This window comes from Pseudomonas lijiangensis, assembly GCF_018968705.1.
Lineage (GTDB): Bacteria > Pseudomonadota > Gammaproteobacteria > Pseudomonadales > Pseudomonadaceae > Aquipseudomonas > Aquipseudomonas lijiangensis.
In genome coordinates this window covers 4,656,381-4,680,317 of record NZ_CP076668.1, presented here as the reverse complement: position 1 = coordinate 4,680,317, position 23,937 = coordinate 4,656,381, and the positions used below count along the sequence as shown (strand labels likewise).

Here is a 23,937-nt window from a genome sequence, read left to right as displayed (position 1 = left end):
TGTTTTTGATTTTTATAATTAAAAACATAGGGTTACGTTTTTTAAGAGGCATATCCTGATTAGCGATAAGAGTCCGATCTTTTATGGAGATGTGCTTTTACTGATACATCGGTTATTCAGGTTTTTGCCCTAAATGGCAGGATGCCTCTCTTTCCCTTGAAGGACATTTCCGAGAAAATCCCAACCTCTTGCGCCTTGTCATTCAGGACTCTAGGCTGCCCCGGTCGCTGCAAAATCAGCGATCAGGTTTGGTAGACCTGAGCTAGCCCGGCGCAATGCGCCACCTTCTACGGGGCGCGTTTTTACGGCCTGTGTTTATGGTGGCCGTGCGCTCGGCGTCCTCGGACGCACCGGTTCGCCAGGCTGCCGGTCTACCAACTTGCGTACGGCCGCCACCCTGATTGTTGGTAGCGATAAGGGGCGGCTCCTTTAACAAGCCTGGAGTTGCAAGAATGCTCGATAAAGTCATCCCCGACCCACCCACCACACTGTTTATCGTCAACGAAGCCGTGAAGCAGGAAGACGCGCTCAATTACGCTTCCGATCTGCTGCGCTGCATCATCACCACTGCATATGAGTCCGGCGATAGCGCTCAGGGCCGAGGCCGTGATCTGGCCTTCTCGGTGTTGCATCTGGCGGAAATGGCCAAGGCCATGGTGGATCGTTCGATCGCCTGTCTGTAGATAGCGTTTGCCTCTTCGCGAATGAATTCGCTCCTACGGTGTGTAGCAAATTCATTCGCGAGAGAGCCAAAGCACAAAAAGAAAACCCGGCATTGCGCCGGGTTTCTTCAGTACGTCAACCAGACTTACTGCACTTCCACCGCCAGGCTGTCGCTGATCTTTTTCTGCCAGATCTGCGGGCCGGTGATGTGGACGGATTCGCCTTTGCTGTCGACGGCGACCGTGACCGGCATGTCCTTGACCTCGAACTCGTAGATCGCTTCCATCCCCAGTTCGGCAAATGCCAGGACCTGGGATTTCTTGATCGCCTGAGCCACGAGGTAGGCAGCGCCACCGACGGCCATCAGGTACACGGCCTTGTTGTCCTTGATCGCGTCGATAGCGGTCGGGCCGCGCTCGGATTTTCCGATCATGCCCAGCAGGCCGGTTTGTTCGAGGATCTGGCGGGTGAACTTGTCCATGCGCGTTGCGGTGGTCGGGCCTGCCGGGCCAACCACTTCTTCGCGTACCGGATCAACCGGGCCAACGTAGTAGATGAAGCGGCCTTTAAGGTCAACCGGCAGGGTTTCGCCCTTGTTCAGCATCTCGACCATGCGCTTGTGCGCAGCGTCGCGACCGGTGAGCATCTTGCCGTTGAGCAGGACGGTTTCGCCCGGCTGCCAGCTTTGCACTTCTTCCGGCGTCAGGGTGTCGAGGTTGACGCGGCGGGCCGACGGGCCTGCTTCCCAGACGATTTCCGGGTAGGCGTCCAGCAGCGGCGCTTCCAGGGAAGCCGGGCCGGAACCATCCAGAACGAAGTGCGCGTGGCGGGTCGCGGCGCAGTTGGGGATCATGCACACCGGCAACGAAGCGGCGTGGGTCGGGTAGTCCATGATCTTGACGTCGAGCACGGTGGTCAGACCGCCCAGGCCCTGAGCACCGATGCCCAGCTGGTTGACCTTCTCGAACAGTTCAAGACGCATTTCTTCGATACGGTTTTGCGGGCCACGGGCCTTTAGCTCGTGAATGTCGATGGACTCCATCAACACTTCCTTGGCCATGACCGCAGCTTTCTCGGCGGTGCCGCCGATGCCGATGCCTAGCATGCCCGGCGGGCACCAGCCAGCGCCCATGGTCGGAACGGTTTTCAGTACCCAGTCGACGATGGAGTCGGACGGGTTGAGCATCGCCATCTTCGATTTGTTTTCCGAGCCGCCGCCTTTGGCCGCGACGTCCACTTCCACGGTGTTACCCGGCACGATGGAGTAGTGGATGACCGCCGGGGTGTTGTCCTTGGTGTTTTTGCGAGCACCGGCCGGGTCGGCCAGGATCGAAGCGCGCAGGACGTTTTCAGGCAGGTTGTAGGCGCGACGCACGCCCTCGTTGATCATGTCGTCCAGGCCCATGGTGGCGCCATCCCAGCGTACGTCCATGCCGACACGCACGAACACGGTGACGATACCGGTGTCCTGGCAGATCGGGCGATGACCGGTTGCACACATGCGCGAGTTGATCAGGATCTGGGCGATGGAGTCGCGGGCAGCAGGGGACTCTTCACGCAGATAGGCCTCATGCATGGCCTGGATGAAATCAACGGGGTGGTAATAGGAAATGAATTGCAGTGCGTCTGCAACGCTCTGAATCAGGTCGTCTTGCTTGATCACGGTCATGCGGCGCGCTCCTCTGTTGGGACGGGAACATTCAATTACGCTATCGGCGGACATCTGGCGCAGCGGCAGGAGCCAGAGTTGTCAGGTTAGCCGTAGCGGGCGCAAAAAGGCGCGGCAGTATAACCCGCCCAGTCGGTCAACCTGTACAATCGCGCATATTTTCTGCGCTGGGCCTGGAACTTTTCGATGCCTGAGATACATGTCGGCAACCGGCACTGGCCGGTGGCTGAGGCCAGCAATCTGCTCGATGCCCTGAATCAGGCGGGCGTTGCCGTGCCCTACAGTTGCCGGGCGGGCAGTTGCCATGCGTGTCTGGTGCGCTGCGTGCAAGGCGAACCAGCGGATGATAAACCCGATGCGCTGGCTGCGGACAAGCGTCAGCAGGGCTGGCGTCTGGCGTGCCAGTGCCGGGTAGTCGAAGACCTGAGCGTGGAAGTGTTCGACCCCGTGCGCGACGGTTTGCCTGCCAAAGTGTCGGGTTGCGACTGGCTGAGCCCGACGGTACTGCGCCTGCGTCTTGAGCCTGAGCGCCCGCAACGTTATCGCGCCGGACAGCATCAGGTGCTGTGGACGAGCAGTGGCATTGCCCGGCCTTATTCGTTGGCGAGTCTGCCCGGCGAAGACGCCTTTCTGGAGTTTCATCTCGATTGCCGCCTGCCCGGAGCGTTCTGCGATGTTGCCCGGCAGTTGCAAACGGGGGATGCCATCAGGCTGGGCGAGCTGCGTGGCGGTGCCTTGCAATACGACCCTGACTGGCAGGAACGACCGCTGTTGCTGCTGGCGGCCGGCACCGGATTGGGGCCGCTTTGGGGAGTGCTGCGTGAAGCATTACGGCAGGACCATCAAGGCCCGATTCATTTTTTGCATCTGGCTCGGGATGTTGCCGAACACTATCTGGCTGGCGAGCTGCAAGCACTGGCCGCCGAGCATCCCGGATTGCAGGTGCGGCTCGTCACTCCTGACCAATTGCCGACTGCCCTGGACGAACTGAGGCTCCTTTCGCGCAGGGCCATGGCGTTGGTGTGCGGTAGCCCCGCGAGTGTTGAAACCTTCGCCAAGCGTTTATATCTGTCGGGGTTACCGCGTAATCAGTTGTTGGCAGATGTGTTCGTCACTCGCGCTTGAGAAGTTTCATCACCGCAGTAATCGTTTCATCTGTGTCAAAGGCCCCGGCAAGCGAAGCGTTTCTTTTGCATGCCGGGGGCCTTTGGCCAACCATACTGGTTTCCAGATCGATTCCTTGGGTACGGCTTCAGCCCAGATAGCGAGCGACATATCCGAATGACGATGTCGTTGTCAGGACTTGTCCGCCAATAATGATCTTCCGGTCACTTTGTACGACGAGTGCTCCTGACAGTGTGTGGACACCTAGATCCAGAGTGATCAGCCCGGAGTCTCCAAACGATAGATCCGCACTTCCGTCCTCTTCAAAGCGACCGATGATGGCCAGTGAGTGCTCGCCAAAAGTCATGCCGGTCACGGCAAGCTTTTGCGTCCCTTGAACAAGGGCGCCACTGATCCATGCACAACCGTTATCGCCCAAGACGGTGAAGACCGGATCACCCTTATTGAACGCAGAATTCGGGCTGCCATCTTGATTTCTGCCCATCAGCATCGCTTTGTCATTCAAGGATCCCAATGTGTAACCGATGCAAACCATCGCACCCGGATCGGTCAATGCCAGTTCGGTGAACTGTCCGGATTCAGTGTCAATCGTCACTGTTCCGTTGGTGCCGAAATTCTTGTCGATACTTCCGTTTTCGTTATAGCGCACCAGAAATGGGTGGGCTACCCCTCCATCATCTGTGGTTATCGATCCGGCTGCCAGCAGTTTGCTGGACAGGTCATATATCGCACCCAGCCATATGTAATGCTTGCTTGGCTCCACGATGACATACCCGGTACCACCGAAACTCGTATCAAGGGAGCCATCGTTGCTCAGGCTGACAATGGCGGTCCGTGAGTCAATTCGTGCGCTGACCAGGATTTTTCCGCTGGGGCTAATCTGGAACGCCTCCGCGGTGGAGGTGCTATCTGGCCTTATTGCAGACGGGAGCGGTGTTTTATGTTCAGACCCTGTCCAGTTTACCGTGGCAAATGGAGGTATCAGGATGACCCAGCCATTGGTGCCAAAGCTGGTGTCCAGAACACCGTCAGCGCTGAAACAGGCGAATGCGGGATAGTCCACATTATTGATATCGACCATGCCGCGCAGGACGAGTCTGGTGTCGGGAAGTATCTGCACCGCGAGAGCCCAGGAATCATAGGTATCGAATTTTCCGGTTACGATGCCTGATGTTCCGAATGTTTCGTCCGGGCTACCGTCCTGATTCAGCCTGGCAAGACCGTACTGTTTTCCCGAGGCGGGGCCGGCGACATATATTTTTTCGTCGGTGGTGAGTGTCAGGCCCGCTGCACTCATCCCTACACCGTTCGAGAATGTTAGCCTCACAATCCCTGCGTCACCGAAATCAGGGTCCAGTTCGCCTGGTGCCAGTGCGGGTTGAGGATTCTTCGTATTCATTGTTTCCTCCTTGAGGGGGTACAAAACGCTTGCATGGTGTGATCGCCAGCCTTCCTGGCACTGCGATTTACAAGGCAATTAATCGAACCGCGAAGGGTTTGTCTACTGATAGAAATGACAGTGGATATCCCTTGTTGCACGCCATAAAAAAGCCCCGGCTCTTTCGAGTCGGGGCTTTGGTCTTGCAGGGCAGTCTTAAACCCATGGATCGCCAACGTGCAGGATTTTCATGCCGCTGGTTCCTGCGATGATTATTGTCGAAGCTTTTGCCAAGCGGCTCTGCATGGCTGGCGTGCCGCATAATCGGTTATTGGCTGATGCCTTTGCAGCCCGTGATGGCACAGGCATAAAACCTTAGCCCAATATCCGCAAGATAAAGCCTTTCAGGAAACCCGTGTCCTGGAAAAAAGAGCCGACTACCAGGATGTTGCTGTCGTTCTGCACGGTTACATCATAGTTAAGTGTATATCCAACTCCGGGTACGACTTTGACCCAGCCTTGGGAGCCACCGAAGTCAGTGTCCCATACGCCCTGATTATCAATGCGTCCGACGATGACTTCCAACTCACTCCCCAGCGTGTTGCCACATACGACATTCAGGCCGGAACTGTTGTCCAGAATGCCATTGTTCCATTGACAGCCTTGAGGGCTGATTTCGCTCAACAGCGCTTTGCCTCCGTTGAACGCTGGATCTATTGATCCGTCTTTGTCAAAACTCATGATCAATGCTTTAAGGGGATAGACGCTAGTGCTGCCAATACCCAGAATATTGCCGTTGGTCTCTCTGAATGCATCCAGAAGCTGGCTTGAATGGGAGTCTGTACTTTCTGGCGGGGCGATGAAGATGCCGTTTTCTCCAAAACTGCTGTCCAGCGAGCCATCTGCGTTATAGCGAATCACAAGAGGGCGATTGCCAGTCGCTTGGCTAACATAAGTACCGGCTGTGATGATTTTATCGTTCTCCACATAGAGGGGACCCAGCCAGGTCCGTGCGTCTGGAAAGCTCTGGGTTACATAACCTGTGCCATTGAAAGAGGTGTCCAGAGCACCATCCGGGGTCAGTCGAAAAGTTACGGCTATATCCCTGAAAGTGTCGTTGACGACAATCTTGCCGTCCGCCTGAAGTATGGCGTTGACCTGGCTGGAAGAGTCCAGAAGGGTTTCGGGATCACGAGCAAAACGGTTGGATACAGATGCGGCTTTACCGAGTGGCAGGTCCAGGATGACAGAGCCTTGGTCGCCGAAGCTGGTATCAAGGCTGCCATCGCGATTGAGGCGAGTCAGCGCCCGGTAATCAGTGTCTCCAGCGTCAGTGATGTAAACCTTCCCGACCAGTACCAGTTTCTGGTCTGAGGTGACAAAGGTTGCAGCGATGGCCGACTCGAGTCCCGGTTTGAATTGGCCGACGATGAAACCTCCATTGCCAAAGCTCTGGTCTGGTGTGCCGTCGGGGTTCAGGCGGGCCAGTGCATAGTCATTTTGGCCGCGATACCCGGATATCAATAATTTTCCATCGGGAGCAATGTTGACTCCCAGCGCTGTGGCATTGATGGTTTCAGGACCGAAGCTTGTGAATATGACGCCGTTTTCACCAAAGTCCGGGTCCAGGTCACCTGGTGCCAGTGCGGGTTGTTGAGTGTTTGTATTCATGGTTTCCTCCTTGAGGGGCATAAAAACGCTTGCATGGTGTGATCGCCAGCCTTCCTGGCACTGCGATTTGCAAGGTGCAATTAATCGAACCTCAAAGGGCTTGTCTACTGATAGAAATGACAGTGGATACCCTTGTTGCGCGCCCATAAAAAAGCCCCGACTCTTTCGAGCCGGGGCTTTTGGTCTTGCAGGGCAGTCTTAAACCAGAGGGTCGCCAACGTGCAGGATTTTCATGCCGTTGGTGCCACCGATGGTGTGGTAGCTGTCGCCCTTGGTGAGGATGACCCAGTCGCCTTGTTCGATCAGGCCGCGCTTGAGCAGTTCATCCACAGCGGACTGGCTGACTTGACCTGGCGGCAGGGCTGCCGGGTCGAACGGCACGGTGTAGACGCCACGGAACATGGCGGCGCGTGCCTGGGTTTCGCGGTGCGGGGAGAACGCATAGATCGGCACCGAAGAACGGATACGCGACATGATCAACGGGGTGTAGCCACTTTCGGTCAGGGCGATGATCGCCTTGACGCCCGGGAAGTGGTTGGCAGTGTACATGGCCGCCAGTGCGATGCTTTCGTCACAGCGAGTGAACGAGTGACCGATACGGTGGCTGGAGGTCTTGCCTGTCGGGTGCTTTTCAGCGCCCAGGCAGATACGGGCCATGGCCTGTACGGCTTCGATCGGGTAGGAACCGGCAGCACTTTCGGCCGAGAGCATCACGGCGTCGGTGTAGTCGAGCACGGCGTTGGCCACGTCGGACACTTCGGCACGGGTTGGCATCGGGCTGGAGATCATCGACTCCATCATCTGCGTGGCAACGATCACCGCCTTGTTGTGGCGACGGGCGTGCAGGATGATGCGCTTCTGCACGGCAACCAGCTCTGCGTCACCGATTTCAACGCCCAGGTCGCCACGGGCAACCATCACGGCATCGCTGGCGCGAATCAGTTCGTCGAGCACTTCATCGTTGGCAACGGCTTCGGCGCGCTCGATCTTGGCGACCAGCCAGGCAGTACCGCCGGCTTCGTCACGCAGCTGGCGAGCGTATTCCATATCCGCAGCATCGCGCGGGAAGGAAACGGCCAGGTAGTCCAGCTCCATTTCTGCAGCCAGCTTGATGTCCTGTTTGTCTTTTTCGGTCAGCGCCGGTGCTGTCAGGCCACCACCGCGACGGTTGATGCCTTTGTGGTCCGAGAGCGGGCCACCGATGGTGACGGTGCAATGCAGTTCGGTCGCGGTTTGTGTATCCACGCGCATGACCACGCGACCGTCGTCGAGCAGCAGCTCGTCGCCCACGCCGCAGTCCTTGACCAGATCGGGATAATCGATGCCCACGATTTCCTGATTGCCGTCGGTCAGTGGATGAGCGGTGGAGAAGGTGAACTTGTCACCGACCTTGAGCTCTATTCGTTTGTTGGCGAACTTGGCAATGCGGATTTTCGGACCTTGCAGGTCACCCAGCAGGGCAACGAAGCGCCCGTGTCTGGCGGCGATGTCGCGGATCAGCCTGGCGCGTGCCTTGTGCTCATCCGGGGTGCCGTGGGAGAAGTTCAGGCGAGCAACGTCCAGTCCCGAGAGAATGAGTTGTTCGATGACTTCTGGCGAATTACTGGCAGGGCCAAGTGTGGCAACGATTTTGGTGCGGCGAACGGTCATGCACAAACTCCTTAATTGAAGCGCAGCGAGAGGCTACTCCTGTCCGGGGCTTTAGTCATTGTTCCTTTGCACTACCTCTTGAGGAATCGACAGGGCAACCGGCTGATGATCGGTATTGAATCTGCCCTGAAGAAAAGGGGCTGCAGGCCGATATCAAGGCACAGAACAGGAGACTCTCATGCGCATTCTAACGATTCTTGTATTACTGGTTGCTGTCAGCGGCTGTACCCGTTGGGCGATGAACGCCAACCTCAACGAGGCTTATCACGCTTATGAACGCGGCGATTGCGACAGTGTGATGCTGTCTTTGTCCAAGGTCGAGCGTCAGAGCCGCGAGCGCTCTTATGTGTGGCCTGAGGTGTCGATGTTGCGCGGGCAATGTCTGGAGCGCCAGAAGCTGTATGTCGATGCGGTGCAGACCTATCAGTTCCTGATTGCCAAATATCCATCAAGTGAATATGCCTACCGCGCACGCGCACGTCTCGATACCTTGGCCCAGCTGGGTCACAACCTCGCCGGACAGCCTGCCAAGCCTTTTCCTGCTTCAAAATGATTACACCCGATTGGGGGAAAAATCACTTTTTCGGGTGGATGTGAAGAAATTCTCAGCTAGGCTCTGTGTCAAGGGAATGAAATGTACAGAGCTAAACCTGTTTCAAGGGCTTTCCATGTGGCATGAGTGGGTCGTAGCCCCATGGAATTTGAATTGTTTGCGTGCAGGATCACGCCCAATGGTTCAGAAGGCGGCTGAGATGCTAAGGAATCGAAGGATTGAACGTCACCAACTGCAGGATTATCTTCAAGTATCGAATCGACACACGGGCAGATCAATGGGTTGGCTGGGCAATGTATCCGAAGAGGGATTGATGCTCATCAGTGATCTACCCCTGCTGGTCGGCGCCATATTCGATTTGCGCATGAAGATGCCCGTTAACGCAGAAGGGCAAAAAGTAGTCGACGTAAAAGCCACTTGTCTGTGGTGTAACGAAGATGAAACACCTGGAAATTACAATTCGGGTTTTACATTGAATACGGTGCCTGAGGGCTATCGTGACCTTGCCGATGCACTGCGCCAATATTTCTGCTTCTACCTCGTAGAAGCTTCAGCCTGACGCAGGCAATTTACAGTGTTCCGGCTTTCTTCCAGCTCAAGTAGCGAGTGACCAGTTGTGCGCCCAGTTCTGCTGGGCGCACATCCATGACCGGTATGCCCTGGGCTGCCAGGCGTTCATGGAGACCGGCCCTTGCATTGCCGAAGTCGATTGTCCCGCAATAAGCCAGTGCCTGATCGTAGGTCTGTACCGACGATTGACGCAGGCTATCCAGTACCTCCTCCCGCAGACTGGCCACCAATACCCGATGATGACGGCTGAGCTGCTTCACGGCTGCCGGTAATTCCTCATCGTCTTCATCGCGCAGATTGGTCACCAGAATCACCAGAGCCCGGCGTTTCTGCCGTGCCAGCACCTGACGCACCGCCGCGCTGTAGTCGGCTGCATGCTGAGTGCTTTGCAGGTCATAAACCGTGTTGAGCAGCAGATTCAAATGGCTCTGCCCTTTGACGGGGGCCAGATAGCGTTGCTGATCGCCGGCAAAGGTCGTCAGCCCCACGGCGTCACCCTGGCGCAAGGCGACGTAGCTGAGTAACAGGCAGGCGTTGAGGCTGTGATCGAAATGCGAGAGGTCGCCATCCTGGCTGCGCATGCGTCGGCCGCAGTCGAGCATGAGGATGATCTGCTGGTCGCGCTCGTCCTGATATTCACGGGCAATGGGCGTGCGTTGCCGGGCAGTGGCTTTCCAGTCGATCTGCCGCAGGCTGTCGCCTTCGCGAAATTCACGCAATTGATTGAATTCCAGCCCCAGTCCACGACGCTGACGTTGATGCACGCCGATCTGGCTGAGCCAGTTATCCACAGCCAGCAACTGCCCGCCATACAGCCTGGCGAAATCCGGGTAGACGCGGGTACTGCCAGACACTGGCAGGTAGCGGCGTGCCGACCACAGGCCCAATCGGCTGGGCAGGTTGACTTCGCAGTGCTCGAAGACGAATTGCCCACGCTTCACAGGACGAAGGCGATAACCCGCCTGGACTTTTTCGCCGCTGGCCAGGGTGACCGACAGCGGCATGTTTTCAAATTCCAGGCCGTCGGGTATGTGATCGAACACCTGCAAGGCTAGAGGATTCGCAGATGAATGCTCGATATCCAGCCGCACTTCGCTCCAGCGCCCCAGTGCCAGGCTGCCCGGCAACTGGCGCTGCACGCTGGGTGAGGGCAGACGCGCAAGGCGAACGAGGTCGAACAGGCTCGTGCCGATCAGGCCCAGTAATGCGGCCCGGAAGAGGGTGGTGATCTGTTGAGGCAGATCGACACCCAGCGCCTTGAGGCTGCCATGCAACAAGGCAACCCCCGCGAGCCCGCCGAACCAGTACAGCAACCGTATCGATGGCCTGAATGCCTGTTTCATAGGCGCGGTGCCGGAACCTGATCGAGCAATTGTTTGAGCACCTGATCCACCGAAAGGCCTTCGATGTCCAGCTCGGCCGAAAGCCTTACCCGATGGCGCAACACCGCCAGTGCGCAGCCTTTGATATCGTCCGGTATGACGAATTCGCCACCGCGCAACAGCGCACGAGCCCGGCCACCACGGACCAGGGCAATGGAGGCGCGTGGCCCGGCACCGAGGCTCAGGCCTGGCCAGGTCCGGGTGCTGCGCGCCAGACGCACGGCGTAATCCAGCACCTGTTCGTCCATGGGCAACTCGCTGGCGATACGTTGCAGCGCCTGAACTTCACGAGCCTGCAGGATGACCCGCAGCGGTTGCACTTCGAGGATGTCGGCCCGAGGCGAGCGCGTCACTTGCCGCACCATGGCCAGTTCTTCCTGCGTGTCCGGATAATCCATACGCAGCTTGAGCATGAAGCGATCCAGTTCGGCTTCCGGCAGAGGATAAGTGCCTTCCTGCTCGATGGGGTTTTGCGTGGCCAGCACCATGAACGGCTGGGCAATCGGCAGCGCACGGCCTTCAAGGGTGACTTGCCGTTCCTGCATGGCTTCAAGCAGCGCGGCCTGCGTCTTGGCCGGAGCGCGGTTGATCTCGTCGGCCAGCAGCAGGTTGGTGAACAGCGGCCCCTTGCGCAGCTTGAACTGCTCGGTCTGCATGTCATACACCGCATGGCCGGTGACATCGCTGGGCATCAGGTCGGGGGTGAACTGAATACGCGCGAACTCGCCACCGAAGCAACGGGCCAGAGCGCGGACCAGCAAGGTCTTGCCCAGCCCCGGAACACCTTCAAGCAACACATGCCCGCCACCGATCAACGCGGTCAACACATCGTCGATCACCGCATTCTGGCCGATCACGGCCTTTTGCAGCTCGTTGCGCAGCGCCTGCGCCAGATGGCTGGCACGCTGGCGTTGCTGCGCCTGATTGCTGGGCGCAGGTTCGGCGCTGACCGAGGCTTCGGTGGGCGGGAGGCTGTCGAGGTTGTGGGGCTGTTCGGTCGGTTGATCGCTCATGGGTTCCGCTGTCTTACTGACTGTTACATGTGTTTTATCGTCCATAAATCAGCTGCTTACCTTATCTGACCTTTCAGTTTTCCAGAGTTGGAGAGGGTAAGTGACGACTGACCTTCGCAACGGCAATCCCATCATAGCTCTCGATGTCGAGTGTTCGTCAGAGGTTTTGTTGAGTTTCGGTTAACGGGGCACAGCAGATTTGCGCAGTAAGAGGTGATACCTGACGCATCTCTGCGACGAGTGTTTGTATCAGGGCCGCTGCGGGTAACTCTCTGGCCAGCGGAGCGCCTTGACCTGCCCATTGAGCTGCAAACTCGTGGCAGCCTTTAGCGCTGGCCGCCGCGTGCAAAGCCTTTGCAACGTCATAGGCGAGAGGGTATTCAGCCGGTAACGGGACTTTTTCAACCTGAGACTCAAGGTACAAACGGTTGGAAATGCCACGGGCAGGTCGTCCCGAGATATAGCTGGTAATACGTGTCTCGTGGGCTTTGGCTGTCTTGAGTATTTTTCGGTGTTCCTGAGTCGCAGAAGACTCGGGGCACAGGATAAAAGCCGTACCCAGCTGGCAGGCGTGAGCGCCGAGGGTCATGGCTGCGTTGATTCCTGCGCCGTCCATGATGCCTCCAGCGGCAATCACAGGCAGGTCCACCGCTGAAGTGATGATACGCAAGAGAGCGAAGAGCCCCATCTGATGGTCCTGGCCCGGAGCATCATCAAAAACACCTCGATGGCCTCCCGCTTCGTGGCCTTGGGCGACAATCGCCTGAACACCTGCGTTTTCAAGCTCTCTGGCTTCAGCCAGGGTTGTCGAGCATCCCATGGTGAAGATTCCCGCTGCCTTGAGCTCGGTGATCCATGTGTGTGAAGGCACGCCGAAATGAAAGCTGACGACGGCTGGCCGCTCCTCCAGAAGCATTTCCAGCATCGCCCGATCATCAACGAAGCTCTTGTATATCTCCCGCAGCGTTTGAGGCGCCACAGCTTCAAACTCTGCAAACGTGGTCGCTATATGTGCCAGCCAGGTATCGTTTCTCGCCTGATCGAATGTTGCCGGGCGATGGCAAAACATATTGACGTTAAAGGGCTTGTCGGTCAGCGATCTTGTCTGCCTGATCAGATCCCGCCCCTGATCGACATTACTGGCCCCCAAACCGATGGAGCCTAATGCGCCAGCATTGGACACGGCGGCAGCTAATGCAGGGGTGGAAACCCCCACCATCGGTGCCTGGATAATGGGGTGCTCAATACCGAGCAGAGACGAAAATGCTGTTTTTTGCACGTTTCACCTACCTGTCTGCGTTGTGTTGGCTTTCGGTCAATGTGCCGTCTTGCGGGGGGCTCTAGACCAAGGCTTCAGCAGGGCCGAAGAATTCGTAGTGCATCTGGTCTTGTGGTACTCCCAGCTCCTGAAGGGACCGTTTCATGAAGGCCATGAAAGGTTTTGGCCCCAGGAAATACACATCCAGGTCCCTGTCGGCGGGCAGCCACTTCTGCAAGTGTTCGATCGAAGGCATGCCCACGGCGCTCGGGCGTTTTTCCACTCCGGGGTCCAGTTCGCTGTGGACCACATTGGCCTTGAAAAGCGGGAAGCGTTCCTGCCAGTCCTCCAGCACCTTCTGGAACGCCTGTGCTTTGGCATTGCGCGCGTAGTGGATAAACACGACCTGCCGGTTACCGGCGTTCAGCGCCGTTTCAGCCATGGCGAGGGTCGGAGTGATCCCGACGCCGCCGCTGATCAGTACCAGGGGTTTGGTGCCTTCAGTCAGGGTGAAATTACCCGCAGGCGGAAACAGCTCCAGTACCGCTCCGGCAATCACCTGATCATGTAGATAGTTGGACGCAACGCCGCCGGGTTCGCGTTTGACGCTGATACGCAGACCTGAGCCGCTGGCAGGTGCCGAGAGCGAGTAGTTCCTGCGAACCTCCGTGCCGTCCACGTTCAGGCGAACCCCGATGTATTGGCCTGCCTTGTGCGCCACAACAGGCTTGCCGTCGACCGGTTCAAGGTAGAACGACGTGATCTCGCTGCTTTCAGGAATCTTTGCGGACACCTTGAACGGTCGGCCCCCTCGCCAGCCGCCAGGAGCCGAAGCGATGCTTTCGTACATTCCCTCTTCGGCATCGATCAGGATATCGGCCAGTTGCTGATAGGCCGCCGCCCATGCCGCAATCACCTCATCCGTGGCGATTTCTTCACCCAGCACTTCCCGGATAGCGCGTAACAGACAGGCACCGACGATCGGGTAGTGTTCAGGAAGGATCTGCAGAGCCACGTGTTTGTTCACGATCTGGCCAGCAAGCGGCCCCAGGTTCTCCAGACGATCAATATTTTTGGCATACATCAGCACGCCGTTCGCCAGCGCCCTGGGCTGCGTTCCGTTTGCCTGATGGGCTTGATTGAACAGAGGGCGAACTTCCGGGTGCCCGGCCAGCATGATGGTGTAGAAGTGTGTGGTCAGTGCTTCGCCACCCGTTTCCAGGAGAGGAACGGTCGCCTTGATAATGTCGCGCTGCGATGGGGTGAGCATGTGGACTCCAGTCATTCGGTTGGTGTGACTGACATAGCAACAGCTATGCCAGCAGAAAAACCGTGTAAAACTGGCTCGAAAGGCGGGGGTGGAGTCTTTATGACTTGGTCATAATGACTCTTTTTGGGTGTGTGAGGTCAATTTGACTCGTTCGCTCACAAGGCATTCCTGAGACTCTGCAGATGAGCAACCTGCCGTGTGAATTCGGCACTGGACATCCGTTGGCTGGGCCTTGGTCGCAGGGCGTCGCTGATGGCGCTGGTGGGTTGGCGGGTCAGGCGCGCCAGGACTTGCCATTGGTCGGTCACGCCCAGTCTTTCGAAGCCGGGATGACGTTGGCGGGCGCGGCGCAGGATGTCTGTTTGCAGGCTTTTGATCAGGGCCTGATGGCCGCTGCGTCGGCGTACAAAATCGGCACTGGCGCGCAGGTGTTCGGCCAGTTGACGCCGACCTCGTGCAGCGGGTGCTTGCAACGGGCCTTCGCGCAGGCCTGCATGCCAGAGCGTCAGGCCGAGCAGCAGCGCAAGTGTCACCAGCGCCAGCGGGAAGTTGCGCAGCAACAGGCTCGCCAGATTGTCATGGCCGGTTTCCAGGACCATGGTCACCGCGCTGTCCTGAGTGAGGTACCAAAGCAGCCAGGCGTTGTCGTAGCGGGTGATGGCGCGGTTTTTCCACAGGTCGGAATCCGTGACCACGGTGATCAACCCCTTGCCGTAGACCATTTGCATCATGTGCGTGGCGTCGGCGCTGTTGGCCCATGACTGGGCATGATCCTGCGGGTCTTCCAGGTGGAAGGCCGGGTTGAAGCTCATGTAGGCCGGTTCTTTTTCGTTTTCCAGATACAGGCGCGTCAGTTCCGGCCAGCGCATGGTCGGTTTGGTGGTTCGGGGGGCGATCAGTGGAATCGGCGGTTTGGGGAGCGCATCGCTTTCCAGTCGTTCCTCTTCGCGATCCTGCAGCTTGATGTCCCGGGTGAAGTATTGGCGGATCTCGATCCGGTCCAGCAGCAGGTCGCCGCTGCGGTTCTTTTTCTCATCCCATATCTGCTCGGCGACGAACAACAGGTGACCGCCGGATCTGGCCCAGTCCAGCAGCCGTTCGACCTGGGCAGGCGTCATGTTTTCGCGACTGTCGAGCAGCAAGAGCGTTTGTGACTGCTGGCTGACATCGGGTAGCTCAATCAGGTTGCGGGTGGTGTTGACCCCGGGGGCGCGCTGGCGCAGGAAGTGTTCGGCCGCCAGATACGGATTGGCCGCGACTTCCGGCGAAGGCCCCTGATCGATGACTTCCTCATAGGGCTCAAGATGCTTAAAGGAATAAACACCGCCCAGCACCAGCGCCACGAGCACTAGCAGGCCGATCAGTATCTGCTTGCGCCGGCTCATCGTTTTGCCCCGGCATCGAACAGTCTACGCCAGCCGTCGCAGAGTTCCTGTTGCAGATGAGCGGGCGGCAGACGATGGCCGTAAGCGAGGTTTTGCCAATGGGTGGTCAGGCTGCGGCTGAACTCGCTCAACAGTGGCTGGTTGAGTGTTGCGACCTGTTCCAGCACCTGGCCTTCGGTGTCGGCATTCTTGAGGGGCAGGTGATAGTCGCTCAGCAAGCGGTTGAGCAGGCCGCGATACAGCAGGCTTAAGGCTTCTCGTGGCTGGCTGGCCCAGAGTCGCTGCGCGTGGGCGGCGATGTCGTCAGGCAGGCTCTGGGCCGTGACGGACAGGCCGAACAGTTGTTCGGGTTTGTCGCGCAGGGTTTTGCGTTTGCTGCTGCCGCGGCTGACGAAGGTCTTGAACCACAGGCGATAACGCCAGATCAGCCAGCCGGTCAGGGCGATGGCGCTGGCCCAGAGCAGCGTTTCCAGTACGTTGGCGATGACGCCGGCCGATCTCAGCAAGCCGTTCAGCCATTTGAGCAGGGTGGTCTCGTTGCCAGCCTTTGCCTGGGAAACCGGATCCTTGTGCTCCGGGAAGCGCCAGCCGGTGACGGTCCTGGGATTCTTGAACGGCGGCTGTTGCAGCAGGGCCCGGATGTCTTTTCTGGCTTCTTCGCTGGTCAGGGCCTGAAGCGTCAGGCGTGGCGTATCGGGGGCGGCGGAGGGTTGGGCGTTGCTGTCTTGTTCCAGCTCCGGCAGCGGGCAACTGTAGCTCTGGGGTTCGTCGGCCCAGCTCGGCGTGGGCAAGGCAGACAGGGCCAGACCGGCAGCGATCAGCACCACATAGGCGCTGCCGGTCAGGCGTTGGCGCAGGCGTCTGAAAACCAGCTCGATATCCCAGGCCTCCAGCGTGGTGCGGCGATTGAGGTACAGGGTGAATCCGCAGGACACATAGATCGGCCCCCAGAACACCAGCATCAAGGCATACAGCGCATTGCTCAGGTGTTCCAGCCAGTTCCAGCTGCCGTTGGCATTGAGCATGCTGTACCAGCGCCAGTCGAGTTCGATCTGCTGGGGAATGAAGGCATAGAACAGCAGGATCAGGCCGAACCATAGCGCAAATTCCAGGTGGCTGCCGAGGATGGTCAGGCAGCGGGCGGCGCGCATGTCTTTCTGGCTGAGCAGGGCGATGCGCTGGCTTCGTTCGATACCTGACAGGTTTTCCAGTTGTTGCACCGGCAGCAGGAAACTGCGGCTCGGGCTCAGGCGCCGCGAAACCAGGCTGGGGAGCAACTCGTTCCTGAGGGTCGCAGGCCAGCCCTGGAGCGCCTGCTTGAGTGTGGGCGCCGGGCCGAACAATGCCTTTGAAAGAATCAGCAGCGGCAGGCGTTCATAAACCGGTTTGAGCCACCAGAACACAAAGAACACCAGCGAAGGGTAATCCCACAGCAACAGGGTCAGCAGCGCGAAGAACGGCAGGGTGACGATGGCCCAACTGCTCATCAGCAGGCCCCGGTGCTCGCGAGCCAGCAACACGCCCAGGTCCATGGCTTCCCAGGGATTGCGCGGGCGTATGGTGACGCTGGCGTCAGTCAGGCGCATGGGCTGTCCGTCCTGCCAGAGTCAGATAGGCAATCACCATGGCCCAGAGCGCAGCGCCCACCAGGTATTTGATCAGCGGCGTGGGCCAGGTCATGGATGACCAGTAGGCTTCTATAAAGGCCGCAATCAACAGGAACAGAATGACACCGCCGATCAGTTGCACACTGACTCGTGCGGCCTGACGCAAGGCTTCGGCGCGCGTCAGGCGACCCGGCGCCAGCAAGGCCCAACCCAGTTTCAGCCCCGCCGCACCCGCCAGGGCAATCGCCGTCAGTTCAAAGGCTCCGTGACCGATCACGAATGACCAGAATGTCTGGCCAAAGCCGATCTGTGTCAGGTGCCCGGCAACTGCACCGATCATCAGGCCGTTGAACAGGAGGAAGAACAGGCTGCCAAGGCCGAACAGCAACCCGCTGGCATAGGTCTGAAACGCGATGCCGATGTTGTTCATGATGTAGTAGCCGAACATCATCCAGTCCGAGCTGGACTCTCGCTCCAGTGCCTGCCCGATGCGCCGGGCGGCGGGGTCGTACATGCTTTCCATGTCGTTGACCTGCGCCGGGCTGACGATGCTGTAGATCAGGTCCGGAAAGAAATACACCAGCACGCCCATGGCTATCAGACTGCCGAAGAACAGCAGGCTGGCGACCAGCACGAAGTGCCATTGCTCGCGCACCAGACGCGGGAACCCGGCGAGGATGAAACTCAGGAACTGCGCGGCGAGGTTGCTGCGATGGCGATAGAGTTGTTGATGGCCGCGCATTGCCAATTGTTGCAACGGGTCGATCAGGTGGCTGCTGTAGCCACGCTCTCTGGCCAGTGCCAACTGATGACAGATTCGCCGGTAATCGCTGGCAAAGGTTTCGCCGGTTTCGGGATCGTGCTTGCCACGCTCAAGTGCATCCAGTCGCTCGCCGAAGAGCTGCCAGTGTGGCTGGTGTCGTGCTTCAAACTGGCTCTGTTTCATGTCGGCCCCAGCAGGCCGCGGGCCAGGCCATTGATGTGTTTAACCGCCTGGTCGGGAGCGATGTGCAAGGGCTCGGCGAGAATGTTGGCCAGTTCGGCAGTGCGGGCGGCGGAGAGTTCGCCCTGGCGTTCTGCCAGATCCAGCACGGCACGCTGTTCGTCCAGTGTCAGGGTAAAGGGCGCGATGACCGGATCCGCCTGCGGCAGGACCGGGCGCTGGACCGGTACGTCGCGATAGATCACGCAGGTTCCCGCTGCCAGATCGCCCAGGCGCTTGAACTGGGGATGACTCAGGCAACTGATGGCCCCGACGCTGTAGCCAAAGGGCAGCATATCGACCACGCGCAGCAGGTTGCGGATCAGCGACGATCCCCAGCCGATGGGCGTGCCGTCGTCATGAACCACCCGCAACCCCATGATGCGCTTGCCCGGCGTGCAGCCCTGGTTCAGGACTTCGAACAGCACCATGTACCACCAGGTCACCAGAAAGATGGCGATGGAGCTCAGGCCTGTACCGAGCTTGTCGAACAGCTGAAAAAACAGGAGGAGTGCGCCGATAACCAGCACGCGGATGCTCAGGTCGATTCCGAAGGCCAATGCGCGGGGCATGAGGCCGGCCGGACGAATGACCAGATCGATGCCTTCCGGGGTCTCGATCCCGATGCGGGTATCCAGGGGCGCGGGCGGCGCTGCATTCCTTGGCGAGGCTGGAGGCGAGGACATTGTCGGGGGCAGGGCACCTGAAAGCGATTTGTGATGCTATCGAGCACGGCAGTGGTGCGCAACAAGGCATTCGCCACAGGCATGCCTGAAGACCTACACTTTATTGGTCTTTTGTTCAGGATCAGCCCGTGACTTCCAGCATTTTCTGGTACGACTATGAAACCACCGGTATCAATCCACGCAATGATCGCCCATTGCAGATGGCCGGCATTCGTACCGACTTCGACCTCAATGAAATCGCCGCGCCGGTAAACCTGTACTGCCAGCCCGCCGACGACATCCTGCCACACCCTGCCGCGTGCATGATTACCGGGATCACGCCCGGACGCCTGGCTGAGAAAGGGCTCTGCGAAGCAGACTTCATGACGCGGGTACACGCTGAGTTGTCAGCGCCCGGGACCTGCGGTTCTGGCTATAACACGTTGCGCTTCGATGACGAAATGACCCGTTACAGCCTGTATCGCAACTTTTTCGACCCTTATGCCCGGGAATGGCAGGGCGGTAACAGCCGCTGGGACCTGATCGATGTGGTGCGGGCGGCCTATGCGCTGCGTCCCGACGGGATTGTCTGGCCACAGGAAGAGGGAAGGGTGACGCTCAAGCTGGAGCGTCTGACGGCGGCCAACGGTATCGATCACGGTCATGCCCATGATGCATTGTCGGATGTAAGGGCAACGATTGCCCTGGCGCGCCTTGTGCGTGATAAACAACCACGGCTTTATGATTATCTCTTCGCGCTGCGCAGTAAACAGAAGGTTCAGGAACAGATTCGTCTGATGCAACCGCTGGTACATATCTCGGGACGTTTCTCGGCGGCTCGTAATTATCTGGGCGTCATATTACCCCTGGCCTGGCATCCTCATAATCGCAATGCACTGATTGTGTGCGACCTGCATCTGGATCATTCACCATTGCTGGATCAAGATGCCGAAGTTTTGAAACGGCGTTTATATACACGTCGTGAGGAGCTGGCGGACGGTGAATTGCCGGTGCCGCTCAAGTTGCTGCATATAAACCGCTGTCCGGTGATTGCGCCGCTGTCTGTCTTGCGCAGTGAAGATCAACAGCGCTTGCAGCTGGATATGGCGGGCTATCAGGCACGAGTGGCACAGCTGAACGAGAGCCGTGAACTTTGGCAGGACAAATTGACGGCCTTGTATGGCAAGGATGATTTCACGGCCTCTGAAGATCCCGAGCAGCAATTGTATGATGGCTTTATTGGTGATCGTGACCGTCGTCTTTGTGAGCAAGTACGCTGTGCCGAGCCAGAACAACTGGCCCATGATGCCTGGCCTTTTGACGATGGGCGTCTGCCCGAGTTGCTGTTTCGTTATCGTGCCCGCAACTTTCCGGAAACCTTGAACAGCGAAGAGCAACATCGCTGGCGCAGTTTTTGTCAGACAAGGCTGCGCAGCCCTGAAGCAGGGGCTCCCAACACATTACAAGGTTTTACAAAGGCGTTGCTAGAGTTGTCCCTTAATGCCACCGCAGAGCAGCTAGAGGTGTTGAGTCAATGGCAGGATTATGTACAGCATTTAAGTGAGCGATTGGGTGTACAGGGATAAGGCTGAAGGAAATCGGACTAATAAAAAACGCCAGCAAGCTGGCGTTTTTAACGGGTGCAGTTGTGCAGCCCCATGAAGCTTAGCCCAGCAGAGTGGCCCAGCTTTCAACCTCGTCACCGCCCCACTTGGCTTTCCACTCTTTCAGAGTTTTATGGTTGCCACCTTTGGTTTCGATGACTTCGCCGTTGTGCGGGTTTTTGTACTGCTTGACTTTACGAGCACGCTTGGTGCCGGTAGTTTTCACTGCGCCGCCACGAGGCGCTTTAACTTTCGATTCTGGATCCAGAAGTGCAATGATGTCACGCAGCGATTTCTGGTATTCGCCCATCAGCGTGCGCAGTTTACCTTCGAATTCCAGCTCGGTTTGCAGTTTGTCGTCTTGCGACAGATTTTTCAAACGGGCTTGCAGTTCTTTGATCGCTTCTTCTGTGGCGCGGTATTCGTTGATCAGGGACATGAGGGGGACCTTATGTTGTGATGGGTTTCAGGGAGACAGTCACGCAATAATAGTCAGAGGAATTGAGCAAGTAAACATTAAATAAAAGTTTTATTGAATTATTGAGAATATAGCACCCCTTCTAGAGATTCATGGAACTAGCGATGAGGTCAGTGATCACCAAAGATGTCCCTATTAAACCCCCTCTAAATAGAGGGCTTGTTTGAGGCTTGAACGCTGAAAACGGGATGATGGCAGGGTGCAATCCCGGGACACCGGTTTTCTTCTGGCCAAGGGCAAAGGGAATACTGCAGTTTTGCCGCACAGTCGCTAGAATAGCGCCTTTGCGAAGTTCTGGAGTTTCCCTAAATGCGCACTTTTCGTCTGGTGATTGCTTGCCCGGACCGTGTTGGCATCGTTGCCAAAGTCAGTAACTTTTTGGCATCCCATAATGGCTGGATTACCGAAGCGAGCCACCATTCGGACAATCTCAGTGGCTGGTTCTTCATGCGCCACGAGATCCGTGCCGATACATTGCCTTTTGACCTCGATGGTTTCCGCGAGGCGTTTACGCCTATCGCCGAAGAGTTCTCGATGGACTGGCGCATCACCGACTCCGCGCAGAAAAAGCGCGTGGTGCTGATGGCCAGCCGCGAATCCCATTGCCTGGCCGACCTGCTGCACCGCTGGCACAGCGATGAACTCGACTGCGACATCGCCTGCGTGATCTCCAATCACCAGGACCTGCGCAGCATGGTCGAGTGGCACGACATCCCTTATTACCACGTGCCTGTGGACCCTAAAGACAAGGAGCCGGCATTTGCCGAAGTCTCGCGTCTGGTAGGGCATCACAAGGCTGACGTCGTTGTGCTGGCGCGCTACATGCAGATCCTGCCGCCGCAACTGTGCAGCGAATACGCCCACCAGGTGATCAACATTCACCACAGCTTCCTGCCATCGTTCGTCGGTGCCAAGCCTTACCATCAGGCTTCGCTGCGTGGTGTGAAGTTGATTGGTGCCACCTGTCATTATGTCACCGAAGAGCTGGACGCCGGTCCTATCATCGAGCAGGACGTGGTGCGCGTCAGTCATCGCGACAGCATCGAAAACATGGTGCGTTTCGGTCGTGACGTGGAAAAAATGGTCCTGGCCCGTGGTCTGCGCGCTCACCTGGAAGACCGGGTGCTGGTGCACGACAACAAGACCGTGGTTTTTGATTGATCATTCGAGCCATTCGCGAATAGATTCGCTCCTGCACCGTTTGCAAAAGCTGCGCAGGAGCGATTCCCCATGACAGATCCCCTCGACAAGGCTACCTCCACCGCACCGCCCACTCTGGGCGAAGGCTGCCTGAGCCGTTACGACCCCGATGAACTGACCCCCGAAAACGGAGCCGACTTCCGCGACGCTGCCAGATTGTGGCGCCAGTTGCAGGAACAATCGCCCGAGCCCGACAGCGAAGCCTGAGCATTCAGCCATCCTGCGGAATCTGATCAATAATAAGCATTCCACAAGAGCTGCTGGCTGCCGGTCAGCGGCTTCTCACAGCCGTGCATGACGTATTGAGCAGGTGATGAAATGTCCGATTCTCAGGAAATTGCATTGGGGGCCGACCTTGCTGGCCAACCTGTCTTTCAGGCCTTACGCCTGACCAATCGCCATGGTCTGGTGGCCGGTGCAACCGGGACCGGCAAGACCGTCACGCTGCAGCGTCTGGCTGAGGCCTTCAGCGATGCAGGCGTTGCGGTCTTCGCTGCCGACATCAAAGGCGATCTCTGTGGCCTCGGCGCTGCGGGAAATCCTCAGGGCAAAATTGCCGAACGGATTGCCGGCATGCCCTGGCTCAATCATCGTCCCCAGGCTTATCCGGTCACCTTATGGGATATCGACGGCAAGTCTGGCCATCCCTTGCGCACGACCTTGAGTGAAATGGGGCCGTTGCTGCTGGGTAATCTGCTTGAGCTGAGCGACAGCCAGCAATCGGCACTGTATGCAGCCTTCAAGGTGGCTGACCGCGAGGGGCTTCTGCTGCTGGATATCAAAGACCTCAAGGCGCTGCTCAACCATTTGCGCGATAACCCGCAATTGCTGGGTGAAGATGGCGCGTTGATGACCTCCGGTTCCAGCCAGGCCCTGCAGCGGCGCCTCGCTGTCCTGGAGCAGCAGGGTGCAGAAGCCTTGTTTGGCGAACCGGCCTTGCAACTGGAGGATATTCTGCGGCCCGCCAGTGACGGGCGAGGGCGCATTCATCTGCTGGATGCCAGCCGTCTGGTGCACGAAGCGCCCAAGGTCTACGCCACGTTCCTGCTGTGGTTGCTGGCAGAACTCTTCGAGCAATTGCCCGAGCGCGGGGATGCGGACAAGCCGCTGCTGGCGCTGTTCTTCGATGAAGCGCATCTGTTGTTTGCCGATACGCCCAAGGCTTTGCAGGAGCGGCTCGAGCAGGTTGTGCGCCTGATTCGCTCCAAGGGTGTCGGTGTGTATTTCGTCACTCAATCGCCCGGAGATTTGCCGGACGACATTCTGGCGCAGTTGGGGCTGCGTATTCAGCACGGGCTGCGAGCGTTCACCGCCAAGGAGCAGAAGTCGCTGCGGGCGGTGGCCGATGGTTTCAGGCCCAATCCCGAGTTCGATGCGTTGAGTGTGCTGACTGAACTGGGGATCGGCGAAGCGCTGGTGGGTACCCTGGAAGACAAGGGTACGCCAGCCATGGTCCAGCGGGTGCTGATTGCGCCTCCTCAGTCACGTATCGGGCCGCTGAGCGATGCCGAGCGCGCAGGCCTGATCAACCAGTCACCGCTTGCGGGGCGCTATGACAAGCCTGTCGACCGGGAGTCTGCCTACGAAATACTCGTGACCCGCAAGGCAAGCGAGGCGAGTCAGGCCGATGTGCCTGCGCAGGAGTCGGAGAGTTTTGGTGACAAGGCCACTGAGTTCCTGGGCAGCGTTGCAGGGCAGGCCGTGAAAAATGCCATGCGTCAGGCGGCGACTCAGTTGGGGCGTGAGCTGGTGCGGGGTTTTATGGGGTCGTTGTTGGGGGGCAAGAAGCGCAGGTAAGGCGGCGTCAAAGGCGG

The 23,937-nt window shown here is 58.1% G+C and carries 22 protein-coding genes; 9 read left to right on the top strand and 13 right to left on the bottom strand.

The genetic code is table 11. The annotated features are described in order from the left end of the window. The first annotated feature begins 452 nt into the window (after positions 1 to 452). Positions 453 to 683: a DUF6124 family protein gene (locus tag KQP88_RS19585; protein ID WP_216703954.1), complete on the top strand. Its 231-nt coding sequence runs from the start codon at positions 453 to 455 to the stop codon at positions 681 to 683. Positions 684 to 808: 125 nt separating this feature from the next. Here the strand turns inward: KQP88_RS19585 and KQP88_RS19580 are convergent, their stop codons facing one another. Further along, the gene (locus tag KQP88_RS19580) at positions 809 to 2,332 is read right to left on the bottom strand and encodes a fumarate hydratase (RefSeq protein WP_216703953.1); all 1,524 of its coding nucleotides are present in this window, start codon (positions 2,330 to 2,332) and stop codon (positions 809 to 811) included. 186 nt (positions 2,333 to 2,518) lie between these two features. Here KQP88_RS19580 and KQP88_RS19575 point away from each other — a divergent pair, with 186 nt between their 5' ends. After that, entirely contained in the window at positions 2,519 to 3,457 is a 939-nt protein-coding gene (locus tag KQP88_RS19575; protein ID WP_216703952.1) for an iron-sulfur-binding ferredoxin reductase, read from the top strand. A gap of 127 nt (positions 3,458 to 3,584) precedes the next feature. Here the strand turns inward: KQP88_RS19575 and KQP88_RS19570 are convergent, their stop codons facing one another. Continuing rightward, complete coding sequence (locus tag KQP88_RS19570; RefSeq protein WP_216703951.1) at positions 3,585 to 4,856, bottom strand: delta-60 repeat domain-containing protein; 1,272 nt, start codon at positions 4,854 to 4,856, stop codon at positions 3,585 to 3,587. Positions 4,857 to 5,085: 229 nt separating this feature from the next. Between KQP88_RS19570 and KQP88_RS25405 the strand changes: the two genes are divergently transcribed. Then, positions 5,086 to 5,214, top strand: a complete 129-nt coding sequence (locus KQP88_RS25405) for a hypothetical protein (RefSeq protein ID WP_260406059.1) — start codon at positions 5,086 to 5,088, stop codon at positions 5,212 to 5,214. Here KQP88_RS25405 and KQP88_RS19565 read toward each other — a convergent pair. Both KQP88_RS19565 and pyk read right to left on the bottom strand, forming a co-directional pair. Beyond that, complete coding sequence (locus KQP88_RS19565) at positions 5,211 to 6,506, bottom strand: delta-60 repeat domain-containing protein (RefSeq protein ID WP_216703950.1); 1,296 nt, start codon at positions 6,504 to 6,506, stop codon at positions 5,211 to 5,213. The two genes, KQP88_RS25405 and KQP88_RS19565, sit on opposite strands and share 4 nt — an antisense overlap. A 198-nt stretch (positions 6,507 to 6,704) precedes the next feature. Beyond that, positions 6,705 to 8,156, bottom strand: a complete 1,452-nt coding sequence (pyk, locus tag KQP88_RS19560; protein WP_216703949.1) for a pyruvate kinase — start codon at positions 8,154 to 8,156, stop codon at positions 6,705 to 6,707. A gap of 178 nt (positions 8,157 to 8,334) precedes the next feature. Here pyk and KQP88_RS19555 point away from each other — a divergent pair, with 178 nt between their 5' ends. Together KQP88_RS19555 and KQP88_RS19550 are read left to right on the top strand one after the other, a co-directional pair. Next, entirely contained in the window at positions 8,335 to 8,709 is a 375-nt protein-coding gene (locus tag KQP88_RS19555) for a tetratricopeptide repeat protein (protein WP_025261646.1), read from the top strand. 199 nt (positions 8,710 to 8,908) lie between these two features. Then, the gene (locus KQP88_RS19550) at positions 8,909 to 9,268 is read left to right on the top strand and encodes a PilZ domain-containing protein (RefSeq protein ID WP_025261645.1); all 360 of its coding nucleotides are present in this window, start codon (positions 8,909 to 8,911) and stop codon (positions 9,266 to 9,268) included. A 10-nt stretch (positions 9,269 to 9,278) separates the two neighbouring features. On the opposite strand, the gene KQP88_RS19545 is transcribed toward KQP88_RS19550, so the two are convergent. The 8 genes from KQP88_RS19545 to KQP88_RS19510 form a co-directional block, all read right to left on the bottom strand. Then, on the bottom strand, positions 9,279 to 10,622 hold the full coding sequence (locus KQP88_RS19545; protein ID WP_216703948.1) for a DUF58 domain-containing protein: 1,344 nt from the start codon (positions 10,620 to 10,622) through the stop codon (positions 9,279 to 9,281). Continuing rightward, positions 10,619 to 11,674, bottom strand: a complete 1,056-nt coding sequence (locus tag KQP88_RS19540; protein WP_236249860.1) for an AAA family ATPase — start codon at positions 11,672 to 11,674, stop codon at positions 10,619 to 10,621. Before KQP88_RS19540 ends, KQP88_RS19545 begins: the two co-directional genes overlap by 4 nt. 157 nt (positions 11,675 to 11,831) lie before the next feature. Next, positions 11,832 to 12,953, bottom strand: a complete 1,122-nt coding sequence (locus KQP88_RS19535) for an NAD(P)H-dependent flavin oxidoreductase (protein WP_216703947.1) — start codon at positions 12,951 to 12,953, stop codon at positions 11,832 to 11,834. A 61-nt stretch (positions 12,954 to 13,014) separates the two neighbouring features. Continuing rightward, the gene (gene hmpA, locus KQP88_RS19530) at positions 13,015 to 14,202 is read right to left on the bottom strand and encodes an NO-inducible flavohemoprotein (RefSeq protein ID WP_216703946.1); all 1,188 of its coding nucleotides are present in this window, start codon (positions 14,200 to 14,202) and stop codon (positions 13,015 to 13,017) included. Positions 14,203 to 14,357: 155 nt separating this feature from the next. Then, positions 14,358 to 15,587: a DUF4350 domain-containing protein gene (locus KQP88_RS19525; protein ID WP_216703945.1), complete on the bottom strand. Its 1,230-nt coding sequence runs from the start codon at positions 15,585 to 15,587 to the stop codon at positions 14,358 to 14,360. Then, entirely contained in the window at positions 15,584 to 17,173 is a 1,590-nt protein-coding gene (locus KQP88_RS19520) for a DUF4129 domain-containing protein (RefSeq protein WP_216703944.1), read from the bottom strand. The genes KQP88_RS19525 and KQP88_RS19520 overlap by 4 nt, the downstream gene beginning before the upstream one ends. Beyond that, on the bottom strand, positions 17,160 to 18,140 hold the full coding sequence (locus KQP88_RS19515; RefSeq protein WP_216703943.1) for a stage II sporulation protein M: 981 nt from the start codon (positions 18,138 to 18,140) through the stop codon (positions 17,160 to 17,162). Before KQP88_RS19515 ends, KQP88_RS19520 begins: the two co-directional genes overlap by 14 nt. Beyond that, positions 18,137 to 18,862 carry an RDD family protein gene (locus KQP88_RS19510; RefSeq protein ID WP_216703942.1) on the bottom strand — a complete coding sequence of 242 codons (726 nt, stop codon included), beginning with the start codon at positions 18,860 to 18,862 and terminating at the stop codon, positions 18,137 to 18,139. The genes KQP88_RS19515 and KQP88_RS19510 overlap by 4 nt, the downstream gene beginning before the upstream one ends. 128 nt (positions 18,863 to 18,990) lie before the next feature. Here KQP88_RS19510 and sbcB point away from each other — a divergent pair, with 128 nt between their 5' ends. Then, entirely contained in the window at positions 18,991 to 20,427 is a 1,437-nt protein-coding gene (gene sbcB / locus KQP88_RS19505; RefSeq protein ID WP_200992864.1) for an exodeoxyribonuclease I, read from the top strand. 79 nt (positions 20,428 to 20,506) lie between these two features. On the opposite strand, the gene mvaT is transcribed toward sbcB, so the two are convergent. Further along, positions 20,507 to 20,884 carry a histone-like nucleoid-structuring protein MvaT gene (gene mvaT, locus KQP88_RS19500; protein ID WP_025261637.1) on the bottom strand — a complete coding sequence of 126 codons (378 nt, stop codon included), beginning with the start codon at positions 20,882 to 20,884 and terminating at the stop codon, positions 20,507 to 20,509. Between the two features lie 348 nt (positions 20,885 to 21,232). Between mvaT and purU the strand changes: the two genes are divergently transcribed. From purU to KQP88_RS19485, 3 genes are all read left to right on the top strand, one after another. After that, a complete protein-coding gene (purU, locus tag KQP88_RS19495) occupies positions 21,233 to 22,084 on the top strand; it encodes a formyltetrahydrofolate deformylase (protein ID WP_025261636.1) in 852 nt (283 codons plus the stop codon). 69 nt (positions 22,085 to 22,153) lie between these two features. After that, complete coding sequence (locus KQP88_RS19490; protein ID WP_200992862.1) at positions 22,154 to 22,330, top strand: hypothetical protein; 177 nt, start codon at positions 22,154 to 22,156, stop codon at positions 22,328 to 22,330. A gap of 111 nt (positions 22,331 to 22,441) precedes the next feature. Beyond that, entirely contained in the window at positions 22,442 to 23,920 is a 1,479-nt protein-coding gene (locus KQP88_RS19485) for a helicase HerA-like domain-containing protein (protein WP_216703941.1), read from the top strand. Positions 23,921 to 23,937: the final 17 nt, after the last annotated feature.